Raw genomic sequence first — 13,560 nt, forward strand, 5'->3', positions numbered from 1 at the left:
CTAGCCTCTCGCGATACTCAACCCGTCATCCTGAGGTGGCCGCTTCTTCAGCGGCCCTCGAAGGATCGTCGGCCCGGCTGGTGGCCGCGCATCCTTCGAGGCTCGCTCCGCTCGCACCTCCTGCGACAAAGGCGAAGCCTTTGCGCGGGGATGACGGAATGGGGAGCGCGGAGTTGACCGTCAAGCCGCGAGCGCTCGCACCAGCATCAGGCCGCCGAACAGCGCCAGGATCGAGAACGCGACCGCCGCCAACAAATGTACGTTCAAAGTCTCACCCTTCCCGAGCACGACGACGCGTCATCGTGCTCTGTTTTTCTTGGGCATGATCTCTGCGCAAACGCTTCGCGTTTGTCGCTGGGAAAACCGGCGCCCACTTTTCCGGATCATGCCTCGCCACTCGACGATGCCTGTCACAAGCCCAACAACGAAAGTCGCGGCAACCAGCTCGCCCGGCGCGTCGACCAGCAGGGCGACGACACCGACGAGCCAGATCGACCCGACCAGCGACAATGCGATTGAGAGTGAACCAGGAAGACCCGTCATGCTCTGCCCCTTCTCGTTCGCGGGGCGCGGCGGCGGATCGGCAGTGGCGTATGCTCCTACCGACGCTGTCGCGCCCGGTAGGAGTCATCAGCCTTGCGGCGGTTATCGGGGGACTCCATCCCATCAACGTGCTGATGCTACGGTGCACGGGCGAATGCGGGCAAGACGTTTTCCAAGATGTTTTTTCGCGGGCAGCAGCTTGATGGAGCTCCGCCACGTGACGAGTTTCGCGGCTTGCAATCAACCAAAGCGCGAATAGAATGATTGCTGATTGTTAAAGTGGACCGACTTCCCAGATGTTGCGACGGCTCGTTGCTTGTCTTGCTTTGCTCTTTGCTGCCACAGCTCCCATACTCGCCGAGGACCGCGCAGCCTTGCCGGTCACCCCTTCGGTCGCGGCATGGACGCAAGATATTTCCAACCGTCTGCGCCAGGCCCGGCGTTACCCACCGTTGGCGCCTGGGCAGGGAGGCACCGCAAAAGTCGGCTTCAGGATCGATCACGCAGGTCATCTCGTGTCGAGCTGGCTCGTAGAGAACACCGGCATCCCGGCGATAGACGCAGAGGCACTGGCAATCGTTGAGCGCGCCCAACCCTTTGCCGCGCTGCCCAACGACGTGAAGGACGATACCGCCGTCCTGACCGTGCCATTCATTTTTGGGAGGGCGTCGGCATCCTTCAATCCCGTCGCGCCGTGGGATAGTCCCGCCCTCATGGCAAAGCTGAATTCGGTCTGCCGGGGATGCTGAGCGGCCGCATAGCGTGGCCACTATCCATTATACGCTCGTCGACAACATCGCGTTGAGCTCGACGGCTGTCTTCAACTGTTCGATACGCGCCATGATCTGTTCGCGCGCGACGCCACGCGGCAGCCTAGCGAGCTGGCCCTCGAGCCGCACCCGATGTTCCTCGAGGCGCTGCTCGAACGTATGGGGCTCAGACCGTTTCCGCTTCTGAATCGTCTTCTGCATCATACACCTTCGGTGGTTGCAGACCGGGGCTGTTGGCCCACCGGTCCAGTTGATCGATGACCCGAGCGTGGCTCGCGCGCCGCGGTTCCGGCGCTCTCGGCTCCTCGGATAGTTTGCGGGGCAGCTTGACCTGGTTAGCCATTGCATCTCTCCCACAACATAACCAAACAGGCGGCCCGGCGCTCCTCGATTTTCCAATTAAGTTATTGATTTTGCTTGATAATTATACTCATTCGAGGTCTTTGTCGCAAGCATAGGAACCCAAGGGGAGTTTGTCCGTTTAGCAAATTACTCATTCAGCTAAGTCTGGGTATTTTCCGATGAACGAGCTGCGCGCCGAGCGACTGCAAGTCATGCTGTCGCCAGAGGAATTGTCTTCCCTCGACGATTTCCGCTTCAAGCACCGCATGCCGACCCGCGCCGCGGCGGTTCGCGAGCTGCTCAAGCTCGGTCTTGCCGGCGTCGCCACCGACGCTGCGGCCGGGGTGAAGTCCAGCGATTACGGGGTGTTCAATCGCGGGCCTGAAGGGCACACGCAGGGGGACGCGCCGGAGGTCAAGTGACGGCGTGCTGGCGCTGGTGTGGCGGCTCAGCCGCCGACGAAGAGGTCCACAACCGCCTTCAGGGTGCAGACCACGAGCGCCGACGTAAACATCGCCGTGCCGAGATCTGCGAGATAAAGCAGCTGCGCCTTCTGCTCCGCATCAAGCCGCGCGATCGCCTTGCGCATGGCCAAGCTCCCTTTACAGGAGAACGCGTCTTGCGAATGTCGGTTCCGCCGGTCGTCGGCTCAGGCCCGCTGGAGCGCCAGGGTCACGCCGCCGAGCGTCAGTGCCATGGCACCGATCTCGCGCAGCCCCAGCGGCTCGCCGAGGATGATCGCAGCCGACACCACGCCGATGACCGGCACCAGCAGCATCCCCGTCGACGCCGATGTCGGCGGCAGGCGGCGCAGCGTCTCGAACCAGGTGAGATAGCAGATGCCCATCGGCATCAGCGTCATGTAGGCGAAGCAGCCGAGGCCGAACGGCGTGATCGCGGCATAGTCCGGATGTTCGAATGAAATTCCGAGCAGCAGCATCACGAGACAGCCGATGCCGACCTGCCAGGCGACCACCGCGAGCGGCGGCATCGGCAGCGGCTTGCGGTTCAGCACATTGCCGAGCGCGAACAGGATGGCGCAGGCGAGCGCGAGCGCAATGCCGGTGAGCTTGTCGGCGCTGAACGCAAAGCCGTTACCGCCGAGCAGCAACGCAACGCCGGCGACGCCGAGCACCAGCGCCGCCAGATCCCGCAGCGTCGGGCGGCTGTGCAGCACCGGCCAGGCGAACAGCATCGCCCAGATCGGCATCGTGTAGGCCAGCAGCGCGCCCTCGCCGACCATGACGAATTTCATCGCGATGGTGCCGAAGCCCATCCAGGCAAAGACATTGGTGAAGGAGGCGAACAACAGCCGCGGCATCGCCTCGCGCGGCACGGCGAGCGATTGGCCGCGGGCCAGCGCCAGCGTGCCCAGGATCGCCGCCGCGCAGGTCCCCGCCAGGCCGCGGGCGAACAGCGGCGGCCATTGCTGCAGCAACAGCTTCATCAGCGGCCAGTTCAGGGCCCAGCCGAAGGCCGTCACCACCAGGCAGAGAAAGCCGATTGTTCGATCGCGCTGCGTCGTATCCATCGGCCGCGCTTAGCAGGCGGCGGCACGCGATTCCACATCGCATCGCGCATGCCGCATCGCCCTGTCAGGCAAAGGTGCCGGTCGTGATCTTTGGCCAGCCCTCGCTCTTCCGTGCGACGGCAAGCCTGCTCGTCCAGGCATCGATCAGGCTTGCGATCAGGAGTCGGCCGGTGCCGCGCATGTCGGGCAGCTTCATGGTGGGCGTTCCGAGCGTCAGCGCGACCACGCCATGGATTGCTGCAAGCAATGCGGTCGCAAGCCGTTGCGGCAGGCCCGGCGCCGGCTCGGCGCCATGTGCCGCGAGATATTCCCGCACCGAGACCACGAACAGCTCGTAGCTGCGGCGCGCGATCTCGGTCTCGCCGAAATAGACGCCGTCGGGAAACCGGCGGTCCTCGACCGTACCGGACATCGAGAACAGCGAACGGAAGTGATCGGGATTGTCCGCCCAGTAATCGAGATAGGTTTCCATCACCCGCCGCAGCCGCAGATCGCTGTCGGTTGTCTGCGCGCGGACCCGCTCGAGCTGTGTAGCGACCACCTCTAGGTTCTGCTGCTTCACCGCGAGCAGCAGCAGCAGCTTGGTCGGGTAATATTTGAGGACGGTGCCCTTCGAGTAGCCGATCGCGTCGGCGATCTTCTGGATCGAAACCGTCTCGAGCGTGCCGGCAGCGAACTCCTTGCGCGCGGTCTCGAGGATCAGCGCCTTCAGCACCTCCTTGTCGGCCTCCTGGCGCGCCCTGCGCTGAAAGCGCCGCGTGCCCTTGGCTCGCTCCTCGATCGACATTGCCATCTCCCTGGCGCCTCCATGCCGCTTGTTCGCACGGATGGCAACCTGAGCCCCCTTGCCACCCCGATATTAATTGACTATGGTCAATTAACTAATCATAGAACGGGAGGGTCCCAATGAGCACGATGGCCGGCGAGGTTATCCGCAGCGATTTCGATCCGTTCAGTCCGGCGACGCGGGCCGATCCCTACGGCACCTATGCGGAGCTGCGCGCCGCGGGGCCGGCCATTCGGCTGACCAAGTACGATATCTGGGCGGTGCCGCGCTTTGCCGAGGTCAAGACGATCTTCGGCGACCACGTCAATTTCAGTAACGCCGGCGGTGCGGGGCTTGCGAACCACTTCAAGGAAAAGCCGTGGCGGCCGCCGAGCATCGTGCTGGAAGCCGATCCGCCGCTGCACACGCGGACCCGCGCGGTTCTGGCGCGGGTGCTGTCGCCCGGCGCGATGCGCAAGCTTGCCGATGACTTCAAGGCGACGGCTGTCCGGCTGATCGACGGGCTGGTCGAACGCGGATCGTTCGACGCCATCAAGGACATCGCTGAGGTGTTTCCGGTCAGCGTGTTTCCCGACGCGCTCGGCATCGACCAGGAAGGCCGCGAGAACTTTCTGACCTATGGCGCGATGGTGTTCGCCGGCTTCGGGCCCGAGAACGACTATTTCCGCGAGTTGATGAAAGAGGCGCCGCGCGTGCTGCCCTGGGTCGCGGCACGCTGTCAGCGCGAGGCGCTGCGCCCGGGCAGCTTTGGCGCACAGGTCTACGAGGCGGCCGACGCGGGCGAGATCAGCGCGGAGGAGGCTCCGCTGCTGGTGCGCTCGCTGCTCTCGGCCGGGCTCGACACCACGATCAGCGCGATCGGCATGGCGCTGTACACGCTGGCGCGCCATCCCGAGCAATGGGCATTGCTTGCCGCCGACCCGTCGCTGGCGCGCGCGGCGTTCGACGAGACGCTGCGCCTCGATTCACCGGCGCCGTTCGTGTTCCGCACCACGCCGCATGACACCGAGATCGCCGGTGTCAGGATCGGCAAGCACGAGAAGGTGCTGCTGCTGCTCGCTTCCGCCAACCGCGACGAGACGCGCTGGGAGCATCCCGACCAGTTCGACGTCAGGCGGCGGCTGTCCGGACACATGGGCTTCGGCGTCGGCATCCACGGCTGCGTCGGGCAGATGGTGGCGCGGCTGGAGGCGGAGGCGGTGATTACAGCGCTGGCGAGCCGCGTGAAGCAATTCGACATTGCAGGCCCCACAGCCTTCCGCGACAGCTCGGGGCTGCGGGCGCTCAGCACGCTGCCGGTCCGCGTCACACTGAAGTAGCTTCGAAATACTCCAAGAAAAAACCGGCGTACCTCTCGGTACGCCGGCCGGACTTTGCCCTCTTGCGTAAACTCAGGTCATGCCGACGCGGCACGCGGCGTGCGGTTGCGCGAGTTGCGCTGGAAGAACAGCGCCTGGCTCGCCACCGCCGACACCATCGCCGGCTGGAATGGCTTTGAGATCAGGAACGCCGGCTCCGGCCGCTCACCGGTCAGGAAGCGTTCGGGATAAGCGGTGATGAACACCACCGGCACCTCGAAGGTCCGCAGCAGCTCGTTCACCGCATCGAGTCCCGACGAGCCGTCGGCGAGCTGGATGTCGGCGAGGATCAGGCCGGGCTTCTTGTTCTTGGCAAGCGCCACCGCATCGGAATGCGTGCGCGCAACGCCGATGACGTTGTGGCCGAGATTCTTCACCAGGCTCTCGAGGTCCATCGCGATGAACGTCTCGTCCTCGATGATCAGGACGTCGGTCGCGATCTCGGCGGCCATCTCGCGGCCGGCGGCATCGGTCAGCTTGCGCGTCTCGGCGACGTCGGTGCCGAGAATGTAGCCGACCTCCTCCTCCGAAAAGCCTTCCAGCGAAAGCAGCAGGAAAGCCTGGCGGGGCAGCGGCGTGATGTTGGAGAGCCTGCGCTCCGGCGGCAGCGACAGCGTCGCCACGTCTTCATTGTCGTTGTTGTTCACCGACACCGAATTCCAGATCTTGGTGAACAGTCGAAACAGGCCGGCGCGCGGGCCGTGCGTCTGGTCCAGCAACGCTCCGTCCTGCAACAGGGCCTCGAGCATGGCCCCGACATAGGCGTCCCCCGACGCCTGGTTTCCGGTCAGTGCGCGAGCATAACGGCGCAACAGCGGAAGGTGTTCGGCAACGATCTGCGATCGGGACATTCCCACTCCATCCTTGTTCGTGAGGCCTTCCGGCCTGAAGCCCGTTGTCTGGGGTCGACAGAATCCAGTTTACAGAATCCAGTTCTGGGGCGACCCAAGTTCCCCTGCATGCCCGACTACGCGCGAAGGACGGAAAAGTTCCACGAAATAGTTCCAGCCTTCCGGAACTTTATGCGCAACTTCGCATTAGCTCCTGATCGACGAGGCAACGCGGCCAGCCTCTTTTTTCGAGGAAACATCTTGGAAATCAGAGACTTAACTCCCGGGGAAGCGTGGATCACATCATGAAGGAAGTAAAGAAGCAGGGCGGTCTCAACGCCGAGATTCAATCGAGAATCGGCCACCAGCTTCGCGCCATGTACGATGACGTGGTGCGGCAGGGGGTGCCCGACCGCTTTGCGGAACTGATCCGCAAGCTCGACGGACCCGAGGCCGCCGCGGCGGCCGTGGCCGGGGGCGATACCGACAAGAACAATGGAGGGGACTAATGCCTCTCACGAATGAACTTCGCGACGACATCCTGGCGTCGGTCCCGAGCCTGCGCGCGTTCGCGATCTCGCTGTCCGGCAATGGTGATCGCGCCGACGATCTGGTGCAGGAGACCCTGCTGCGCGCGATCGCCAATATCGACTCGTTCCAGCCCGGCTCGAACCTGCCCGCGTGGCTGTTCACCATCCTGCGCAACCTGTTTCGCTCCGACTACCGGAAGCGGCGGCGCGAGGTGGAGGACGCCGAGGGCAATTACGCCAAGACGCTGAAGAGCCAGCCGTCGCAGGCAGCGCATCTGGAGTTCGAGGAATTCCGCGCGGCGCTCGAAAAGCTGCCGCAGGACCAGCGTGAAGCGCTGATCCTGGTTGGCGCCTCCGGCTTCTCCTACGAGGATGCCGCGGCGATCTGCGGCTGCGCGGTCGGCACCATCAAGAGCCGCGTCAACCGTGCGCGATCGAAGCTCTCCGCGCTGCTCTATGTCGATAGCGCCGAGGATTTCGGCCCCGACAACACCGTGCGCGCCGTGATCGGCGGCAATGGCGGATAGATCAACGCGATGCTGGAATGGAAAGGCGGCCCGATCGGGCCGCCTTTCCTTTTGCAGGGGATATTGCAGGCAAGCATGTCGCGCGTCGTGCGGCGATCCGCTTTGGCATGCGGGGTTATCGAATGAAGGCTAGCGCGGCGCCCGCGGCGGCGTGACAAACGACCGACGCATTACCGGCGCGGCTGCCTCGGCAGTGCTAGCCCGCCATCGCCTTCTTGACGGCGGGCGGCTTGAAGCCGTTTCTCAATTCGAGAATCTTGGCTGCGATTTCGGTCACCGGGACCGGATGACTCAACAGGAAGCCCTGGACCTCGTTGCAGCCTTCGGCGCGCATGTGATCGAGCTGCTCGACGGTCTCGATACCCTCCGCGATCGTCGTCATGCCAAGGCTTCTGCCGAGACTGATGACGGCGCGGACGATCGATTTCGATCCATTGGTTGCGGTCGCGTCGCGCACGAAGGACTTGTCGATCTTGAGCTTGTCGAACGGGAAGCTTCGCAAATAGCTCAGCGAGGAATAGCCGGTGCCGAAATCGTCCAGCGCGATGCGCAATCCCTGCGCCTTCAGCTTGTGCAATGTTGCAAGCGTCTCGTTGCTGTTCGCGAGGAAGACGGATTCGGTGATTTCGAGCTCCAGCCGGCGCGGCGACAGCTTTGACGCCTCGAGCGCGTCGACGACGACGTCGATGAAGTCGGGATCGCGAAACTGGACCGCGGAGACGTTGACCGCGAGCTTCATCTCGCTCGGCCAGCCGACGGCCTGCTCGCAGGCGCGATGGAGCACCCATTCTCCCAGCGGGCCGATCAGGCCGATCTCTTCGGCGATCGGGATGAACTGGTCCGGCGGCACCAGCCCGCGCTTGGGATGATGCCAGCGCAGCAGCGCCTCGAAACCGCAGATGCGATCGAGATGGAGGTCGTAAAGCGGCTGGTAGAACAACGAGAACTCGTCCTTGGACATCGCCTCGCGAAGGTCGAGCTCGATCGCCCGGCGCCGCTGCAGGCTGGCATCCATCGCAGGCTCGAAGAAGCGCCAGGTGCCCCGGCCCTCCATCTTGGCGCGGTACAAGGCGACGTCGGCGTTCTTCAGGAGCTTCTCGCCAGTGGTGCCGTCGCCCGGCGACATCGAAATGCCGACGCTGCATCCGACGACCACGCGATGCCCATTCAATTCATACGGAGCGCCGACGCATTCCACGATGCGGCGCGCGAGGCGTTCGGCCTCGTCTGCGCCCTGGACGCCACACTGGATGACCGCGAACTCGTCGCCGCCCAGACGCGCGACGGTGTCGACCTCACGAACGCAGGCGTTGAGCCGATCGGCGACCGCGCACAGCAGCTCGTCGCCGACCGGATGGCCAAGCGTATCGTTCACCTGCTTGAAATTATCGAGATCGAGGCAGAATACCGCAAAGCCGGATCCGCGGCCGACCTGAGCGACCGCCAGCTCGATCCGTTCGGCCAGCAACGTCCGGTTCGGCAGCCTGGTCAAGGCATCATGCCGGGCCATGAACGCGATCTGCGACTCGGCCCGTTGCTGCTCGGTGACGTCCTCGCAAGTGACAAGCCAGCCGTCGTCGGATGTCGGCCGTTGCGCAATGGCAATGATCCGCCCATCGCTGAGATGCTGCAGGTAGTTGCCGCCCTCCTGCTGGGCCATCGATCGCTCGCGCTCCGCCAGCAGGTCGGCGACGGTCCAGTCGCCATGATTGCCGGCAGCGACGCTGAGGCCGAGCACGTCCTCCATGGTCATTCCGGGAACCACGAGCTCCGGCGAGATATCGAAGATCTCGCAGAACCGGCGGTTGGCGACCTGGAGACGCGCCTCGCTGTTGTAAAGGCACAAGCCTTGCGACATGTGCGTGAGCGCAGCATCGAGCCGCAAATTGGTCTCATGCAGCTCCGCCTTCTGCTGCTTCAGCGCGGAGATGTCGCTGTAGACGAGGACGACGCCGCCCTCCTGCGTCTCGCTCCGGCTGACGCGCAGCCAGCGTCCGTCCGAAAGCCGCGCCTCGCTCGCGAAGCCATCGATGTCACCGTCGGCCGGCGCCAGCCGGGCGGCATCGAGCCGATCCGACTGCAGAAGCTGCGGCGAGAGGCGGATGAACTCGCCCGCGCGCGAATTGGCCAGGGCAATCTGACCGTCCGCGTCGAGGAGCACGACGCCTTCGCGCGACGTTTCAAGCGCATCCGAAAGCCGCGCCTGCGCGGAGCGACGTTGCGAGACCTCCTGATCCACCATCCGCCTGATGTTGTCGCGCATGGTTTCCATGGCGGTCAGGAGCGTCCCCAATTCGTCGGTGCCGCCCTTGGGGACGGTCGCATCGAGGTCGCCGCCGGCGATGCTGCGCGCGGCCCGGGATGCGATGGCGACGGGCCCGATAATCCGGCGCGCCAACAGCCACGAAAACAGGGCCGACAGGAACAGCGCGACGGTCAGCCCGGCGACGTTGAGCTGCAGGTCCCGCTTGATCGTCGAGAGCGCCTTTTGCCGGAACAGAAAGCCGTCGCCGGCGGTGTAGTTGACCAGCAGCTCGACCTGCTGGCTGACGATTTTGGAGTAGCGATCGACATCGCCGACCGTCGTCCCCGATGCATGGGGATCAGCCGCCGAATTCCCCTCGAGCGACGATCCGATCGCCCGGCGATGCAGCGCCATCCAGGCGTCGGCGGCTTCCTGAACCTTTGCCGCGGCTTGCGCGGCGCGCGAGGACTGCGAGCGGTCGGCGGCGATCGTCAGGTCTTCCGAGAGCGTCTTGGCGAGCTTTTCAATCTGGCTGTCGAGGCTGGCGCGAATTTCCGGATCCGTGGTCAGCAGACGCTGCGACGACGCGACCCGCATTGTGGCGAAGTCCGCACCGGCCGCGCGGGCGTAATTGATCGACATCAGGGATTCGTCGAACGTCTTGGCCACCAGATCGCCGGCATGGCGGATGCCAAGGATGGAGTATCCGCCGAGCGCGACGGCAACGGCGCTCATCGCGAGGCAAAAAATCAGAATCTGGGTGCGGATCGAACCCGTAGTCAGGGCAAGACGCGACAGGCCTCCGGTCGCGAACCGGAAGGCCGCACTGCCCTTTACCTTGAGGTTGCCTAATAGGCTATCCATGCCCGCGTTTCGCCGTAGTGCTCGATGTTCAAGCTACGCAGAAACGCGCAGCGCTTGCGGAAAAATGACTGTCTGCTCAAAATTGGTTTAGTAGTGACTGCAACTCATGCTGAAATCGTTAAGATCAGCTGGCGATAATCGCCGTTACAGGTAATCCGGGAGGCACGACTTGCGCCCTGGGGTAGCCGATGTCGGGTGTTCGAGGTTCAACCGGGGGTCCTATGCAGTCAGGCTTGTTGCGCGCCGTGCGCCTCGGCCAGTTCGGCCGCGTGCCGTTTGTGGCCGCGATTGTCATGGGAGCGCTTGCCGGAGCCGCTCTGGGTGCGGCTCCCTATGTCATTTCGCAGAAGGACCGTGAATTCAAGCCCGCAGAAATCTCGATCAAGCGCGGTGAGGTTTTACGGTTCATTAACGATGACGGCGAACTGCTGCATCACGCTTATTTGAGCAGCGATACGTTCAGTTTCGACTCCGGCGACCAGCAGCCGGGCAGCAAGTTCGACGTCACATTTTCCGTGCCCGGCGACTTCACCGTGTTGTGCGGCATTCATCCGAAGATGAAGCTCGCCGTCCACGTCGCCAAATAGCCCCCTCGGGGCAACGACGATCTACAGGACCGACGTCCTGAAGATCGCGGCGTGGCCGAAATAGTAGACGAACAGCGTCAACGACAGCGCGGCACAGAGCGCGACCGGAGCAAGCCACGCGGCACGATGGTCGCGCGGCAACACCTTGTCGTCGGCGACAATCGCAAGCAGGACGGCGATGATCGCCGAGTGTCCGATCGTGTCGATCCTGCCGAATTCGAAGCACGCGCTGATGAACATCCCGGTCAGCACGGCAGCCGCGCAGCGCCGGATCAGCGGCGTCCAGATCAAGGCGAAGGCGAGTACGAATTCCACCATGCCGGCGGCGCGCATGTAGAACTCATTGTCGAAGCCGAGGGTCATTCCGGCATGCTCGATCAGGAGCGGGAAGCTCCACTCCGGATAGGCCCATTTTTCGATCGAGGCCCACATCAACGTCACGGCAGCCGCGTACCGCATCACGTCGATCGGCCGGATTCCAAACAGATCCCTGTTCAGCCCGATCAGCGCAAAATAGGCGGCAACGCCGAGAAAAATCGGGTAATCCGCGAGATGGAAGACACCATAGTCGCGGACGCCGATCCCGAACAGGATCGCCATGCCCACGGCCGACAGCGGCAGCGTGCGCCGCGACAGCATCCCGGCGGCGATGCCAAGCTGCAACGCGCCGACCAGCGCTGACGTCGTCTTCAACTCCGGCGTCAGCAGGATGCCGCCGACCGCCCAGATCGAGATGAAGAAGAACGCGGCGACCGCGCGCATCATCAGTTCGGTGTGCAGCCGCAGTCCCGCGGTGATGCGGTTCAGCACACGAATGGTTGCATCGCCCAGCGACGTCGGCTCGACCAGGCAGCCCGCAAACAGCCAGAAGACGGCAACGCCGAGCAGCAGTTCAAAATCGAGGCAAAGGACATTCTCGAGTCCGCGGGGCTGACCGGCGACATCGTAGGCGCAGAACCATTTGACATGAGCCTCGGCACTGCGCGCGGCTACGACGCAAAACAAAACCGCTGCAAGGCACGTGGCGAAAAAAGAGCGCACAGCCGAACCGGCATCTCGCTCTCGCCCACTAAACATTGAACCAACCGCCCACACACACTTAAGGACTTGTTTAACTTATATCAAATTTTAGGCTTTGCGCCTGCCTTGGACACCCGCTGGTTGCATTGTGGTTAATTGCGGCAGGCAAGCCCCAGCCCGTCCCTCAGTGCAGTCGTTTCCGGCCGGTTCCGTCGAATTTTAGCTAATTCCGGCACGGGGGCTCAATTCAACTGTCGTAGTGAAACCCGGACAAATCGGATCGGGAGGCCGGTTAAATGTTCGGAATGTTGAGCGTCGTCAGTATCGGGGTGGGGTCGGCCCTCGCCTACGTGACAAAATCGTCGCCGTCGCGCACGGCGGCCCTCGAGACCTGCGCGGGTGCGTTCCTGCTCGTCGGGCTTGGCCTGCTGGGCGCCGCGCTGCCGCACCTCGCCTGAAGGCCCCCTGCCCCAAGGCGGTCCCTGTTTCGAATAGCCTTGTTTCAAATAGCCTTGTTTCAAATAGCCCTGCGCCGCGGTCAGCGCGGCAGCTTGGGGACCCCCGCCACCGGCGGCGCCGTCGCGGTCAGGGTTTGCAGGAAGGCAATCAGATCCTTCTTCTCGCCCGCGGTCAGCGACAACGGCTTGATGTCGGGCGACCGGCTCGGCCGTTCGATCCCGCCCTTGTTGTACAGCTCGATGACATCTTCCAGCGTTGCGACCGATCCGTCGTGCATGTAGGGCGCACGGCGCGCGACGTCGCGCAATGTCGGGGTCTTGAACGCATATTTCAGCTTCGCCGAGGTCGGAAAGAAACGGCCGCGCCCGATGTCGTGCCCCTTGGCGGTGCCGATATCCTGAAAGGATCCGTCGGAGAAGGACGGACCGCTGTGGCAGGACGAACAGCGTCCCTTGCCGTTGAAAAGTTCAAAGCCGTGCTGGGCCGAGGCGCTGATGGCGCTTTCGTCGCCCTTGATCCAGCGGTCGAACGGCGCCTCGCCGGCAATGATGGAGCGCTCGAAGGTCGCCAGCGACTGTTCGATCCTCGGCCGTGTGATCGCACCGTCTCCGAAGGCGTGGGCGAACGCATCGACATAGCCGGGGATCGCCGACAGGCGCGCGATCAATTCCGGCTCGGTCATGTTCAGGTTCATCGGGCTGAGGATCGGCCCGAATGCAACGGATTCCAGATCCCTGAACTTGCCGTCCCATCCCAGCGGCTCGAAGAAAGCCACGTCGATCAAGGTCGGTGAGCGGATCGGCAAGCCCTTCGGATCCTCACCGATGGCGCGCGGAAGGCCGTCGGCCCAGGACAGGCTCGGCTTGTGGCAGCTCGCGCAGGAATGCGTCTTCGACCGCGACAGCAGCGGTTCGAAGAACAGCATCTGGCCAAGCGTGGATTTCGCCTCCGAATAGGGATTGCTGCTCGGGAAGGGAACGATTTCGGGCCTGCGATAGCTTGCACGAATGGCCGCAGGGTCGCGCGGCTCCGTCGCCGGAGTCAGGGCAAGCGACAGCCCTACCGGCAAAACTGCCGCGAGCAAGGTCAGGCTGACCCAAAGCCTCATCGGGGTCCTCAAGCGGTATCCTGCTCGGTATATGCCGAAGCATGTTCAACGAAGTTTTA

General features: G+C 63.7%; 16 protein-coding genes and 1 riboswitch. Of the genes, 7 read left to right on the plus strand and 9 right to left on the minus strand.

Translation table 11 applies throughout. The annotated features are described in order from the left end of the window. Positions 1 to 297 precede the first annotated feature (297 nt). Positions 298 to 543 carry a hypothetical protein gene (locus H8A95_RS25900; RefSeq protein WP_229185739.1) on the minus strand — a complete coding sequence of 82 codons (246 nt, stop codon included), beginning with the start codon at positions 541 to 543 and terminating at the stop codon, positions 298 to 300. Between the two features lie 71 nt (positions 544 to 614). Continuing rightward, positions 615 to 675: riboswitch (Fluoride riboswitch) on the minus strand. 242 nt (positions 676 to 917) lie between these two features. Between H8A95_RS25900 and H8A95_RS25905 the strand changes: the two genes are divergently transcribed. Continuing rightward, on the plus strand, positions 918 to 1,292 hold the full coding sequence (locus H8A95_RS25905) for an energy transducer TonB family protein (protein WP_229185741.1): 375 nt from the start codon (positions 918 to 920) through the stop codon (positions 1,290 to 1,292). A gap of 27 nt (positions 1,293 to 1,319) precedes the next feature. On the opposite strand, the gene H8A95_RS25910 is transcribed toward H8A95_RS25905, so the two are convergent. Continuing rightward, a complete protein-coding gene (locus H8A95_RS25910; protein WP_229185743.1) occupies positions 1,320 to 1,514 on the minus strand; it encodes a hypothetical protein in 195 nt (64 codons plus the stop codon). 320 nt (positions 1,515 to 1,834) lie between these two features. On the opposite strand from H8A95_RS25910, the gene H8A95_RS25915 reads away from it, so the two are divergent. Continuing rightward, positions 1,835 to 2,077 (plus strand): hypothetical protein, encoded by a 243-nt coding sequence (locus H8A95_RS25915; RefSeq protein WP_229185745.1) that lies wholly within the window; start codon positions 1,835 to 1,837, stop codon positions 2,075 to 2,077. Between the two features lie 26 nt (positions 2,078 to 2,103). On the opposite strand, the gene H8A95_RS25920 is transcribed toward H8A95_RS25915, so the two are convergent. From H8A95_RS25920 to H8A95_RS25930, 3 genes are all read right to left on the minus strand, one after another. Beyond that, positions 2,104 to 2,244, minus strand: coding sequence for a hypothetical protein (locus H8A95_RS25920; RefSeq protein WP_158231282.1), 141 nt, complete (start codon positions 2,242 to 2,244; stop codon positions 2,104 to 2,106). Positions 2,245 to 2,304: 60 nt separating this feature from the next. Continuing rightward, on the minus strand, positions 2,305 to 3,186 hold the full coding sequence (locus H8A95_RS25925; RefSeq protein ID WP_229185746.1) for a DMT family transporter: 882 nt from the start codon (positions 3,184 to 3,186) through the stop codon (positions 2,305 to 2,307). A 64-nt stretch (positions 3,187 to 3,250) separates the two neighbouring features. Next, positions 3,251 to 3,973 carry a TetR/AcrR family transcriptional regulator gene (locus H8A95_RS25930; RefSeq protein WP_229185748.1) on the minus strand — a complete coding sequence of 241 codons (723 nt, stop codon included), beginning with the start codon at positions 3,971 to 3,973 and terminating at the stop codon, positions 3,251 to 3,253. A 119-nt stretch (positions 3,974 to 4,092) separates the two neighbouring features. On the opposite strand from H8A95_RS25930, the gene H8A95_RS25935 reads away from it, so the two are divergent. Continuing rightward, positions 4,093 to 5,292 (plus strand): cytochrome P450, encoded by a 1,200-nt coding sequence (locus H8A95_RS25935; protein WP_229185750.1) that lies wholly within the window; start codon positions 4,093 to 4,095, stop codon positions 5,290 to 5,292. Between the two features lie 77 nt (positions 5,293 to 5,369). Here H8A95_RS25935 and H8A95_RS25940 read toward each other — a convergent pair whose 3' ends face one another. Continuing rightward, a complete protein-coding gene (locus H8A95_RS25940; RefSeq protein ID WP_229185752.1) occupies positions 5,370 to 6,182 on the minus strand; it encodes a response regulator in 813 nt (270 codons plus the stop codon). Positions 6,183 to 6,466: 284 nt separating this feature from the next. Between H8A95_RS25940 and H8A95_RS25945 the strand changes: the two genes are divergently transcribed. Both H8A95_RS25945 and H8A95_RS25950 read left to right on the plus strand, forming a co-directional pair. Further along, the gene (locus tag H8A95_RS25945; protein ID WP_018269610.1) at positions 6,467 to 6,670 is read left to right on the plus strand and encodes a NepR family anti-sigma factor; all 204 of its coding nucleotides are present in this window, start codon (positions 6,467 to 6,469) and stop codon (positions 6,668 to 6,670) included. Beyond that, positions 6,670 to 7,218: a sigma-70 family RNA polymerase sigma factor gene (locus H8A95_RS25950; protein WP_016847265.1), complete on the plus strand. Its 549-nt coding sequence runs from the start codon at positions 6,670 to 6,672 to the stop codon at positions 7,216 to 7,218. Before H8A95_RS25945 ends, H8A95_RS25950 begins: the two co-directional genes overlap by 1 nt. 196 nt (positions 7,219 to 7,414) lie before the next feature. On the opposite strand, the gene H8A95_RS25955 is transcribed toward H8A95_RS25950, so the two are convergent. Then, entirely contained in the window at positions 7,415 to 10,327 is a 2,913-nt protein-coding gene (locus H8A95_RS25955; protein WP_229185754.1) for an EAL domain-containing protein, read from the minus strand. 221 nt (positions 10,328 to 10,548) lie between these two features. On the opposite strand from H8A95_RS25955, the gene H8A95_RS25960 reads away from it, so the two are divergent. After that, entirely contained in the window at positions 10,549 to 10,914 is a 366-nt protein-coding gene (locus tag H8A95_RS25960; RefSeq protein WP_229185755.1) for a methylamine utilization protein, read from the plus strand. A 21-nt stretch (positions 10,915 to 10,935) separates the two neighbouring features. Here the strand turns inward: H8A95_RS25960 and H8A95_RS25965 are convergent, their stop codons facing one another. Then, on the minus strand, positions 10,936 to 11,919 hold the full coding sequence (locus tag H8A95_RS25965) for a hypothetical protein (RefSeq protein ID WP_229185757.1): 984 nt from the start codon (positions 11,917 to 11,919) through the stop codon (positions 10,936 to 10,938). Between the two features lie 311 nt (positions 11,920 to 12,230). Here H8A95_RS25965 and H8A95_RS25970 point away from each other — a divergent pair, with 311 nt between their 5' ends. Then, a complete protein-coding gene (locus H8A95_RS25970; protein ID WP_229185759.1) occupies positions 12,231 to 12,392 on the plus strand; it encodes a hypothetical protein in 162 nt (53 codons plus the stop codon). Between the two features lie 80 nt (positions 12,393 to 12,472). Here the strand turns inward: H8A95_RS25970 and H8A95_RS25975 are convergent, their stop codons facing one another. Continuing rightward, a complete protein-coding gene (locus H8A95_RS25975) occupies positions 12,473 to 13,501 on the minus strand; it encodes a cytochrome-c peroxidase (protein ID WP_229185760.1) in 1,029 nt (342 codons plus the stop codon). Between the last annotated feature and the right edge of the window lie 59 nt (positions 13,502 to 13,560).

Origin of the sequence: Bradyrhizobium oropedii (assembly GCF_020889685.1) — a bacterium.
Taxonomy (GTDB): domain Bacteria; phylum Pseudomonadota; class Alphaproteobacteria; order Rhizobiales; family Xanthobacteraceae; genus Bradyrhizobium; species Bradyrhizobium oropedii.

Excerpts from the sequence above, each read along its gene's own strand:
- H8A95_RS25900 (WP_229185739.1), bottom strand. The coding sequence starts at position 543 with ATGACGGGTCTTCCTGGTTCACTCTCAATCGCATTGTCGCTGGTCGGG.
- H8A95_RS25910 (WP_229185743.1), bottom strand. The coding sequence starts at position 1,514 with ATGCAGAAGACGATTCAGAAGCGGAAACGGTCTGAGCCCCATACGTTC.
- H8A95_RS25915 (WP_229185745.1), top strand. The coding sequence starts at position 1,835 with ATGAACGAGCTGCGCGCCGAGCGACTGCAAGTCATGCTGTCGCCAGAG.
- H8A95_RS25920 (WP_158231282.1), bottom strand. The coding sequence starts at position 2,244 with ATGCGCAAGGCGATCGCGCGGCTTGATGCGGAGCAGAAGGCGCAGCTG.
- H8A95_RS25925 (WP_229185746.1), bottom strand. The coding sequence starts at position 3,186 with ATGGATACGACGCAGCGCGATCGAACAATCGGCTTTCTCTGCCTGGTG.
- H8A95_RS25930 (WP_229185748.1), bottom strand. The coding sequence starts at position 3,973 with ATGTCGATCGAGGAGCGAGCCAAGGGCACGCGGCGCTTTCAGCGCAGG.
- H8A95_RS25935 (WP_229185750.1), top strand. The coding sequence starts at position 4,093 with ATGAGCACGATGGCCGGCGAGGTTATCCGCAGCGATTTCGATCCGTTC.
- H8A95_RS25940 (WP_229185752.1), bottom strand. The coding sequence starts at position 6,182 with ATGTCCCGATCGCAGATCGTTGCCGAACACCTTCCGCTGTTGCGCCGT.
- H8A95_RS25945 (WP_018269610.1), top strand. The coding sequence starts at position 6,467 with ATGAAGGAAGTAAAGAAGCAGGGCGGTCTCAACGCCGAGATTCAATCG.
- H8A95_RS25950 (WP_016847265.1), top strand. The coding sequence starts at position 6,670 with ATGCCTCTCACGAATGAACTTCGCGACGACATCCTGGCGTCGGTCCCG.
- H8A95_RS25955 (WP_229185754.1), bottom strand. The coding sequence starts at position 10,327 with ATGGATAGCCTATTAGGCAACCTCAAGGTAAAGGGCAGTGCGGCCTTC.
- H8A95_RS25960 (WP_229185755.1), top strand. The coding sequence starts at position 10,549 with ATGCAGTCAGGCTTGTTGCGCGCCGTGCGCCTCGGCCAGTTCGGCCGC.
- H8A95_RS25970 (WP_229185759.1), top strand. The coding sequence starts at position 12,231 with ATGTTCGGAATGTTGAGCGTCGTCAGTATCGGGGTGGGGTCGGCCCTC.
- H8A95_RS25975 (WP_229185760.1), bottom strand. The coding sequence starts at position 13,501 with ATGAGGCTTTGGGTCAGCCTGACCTTGCTCGCGGCAGTTTTGCCGGTA.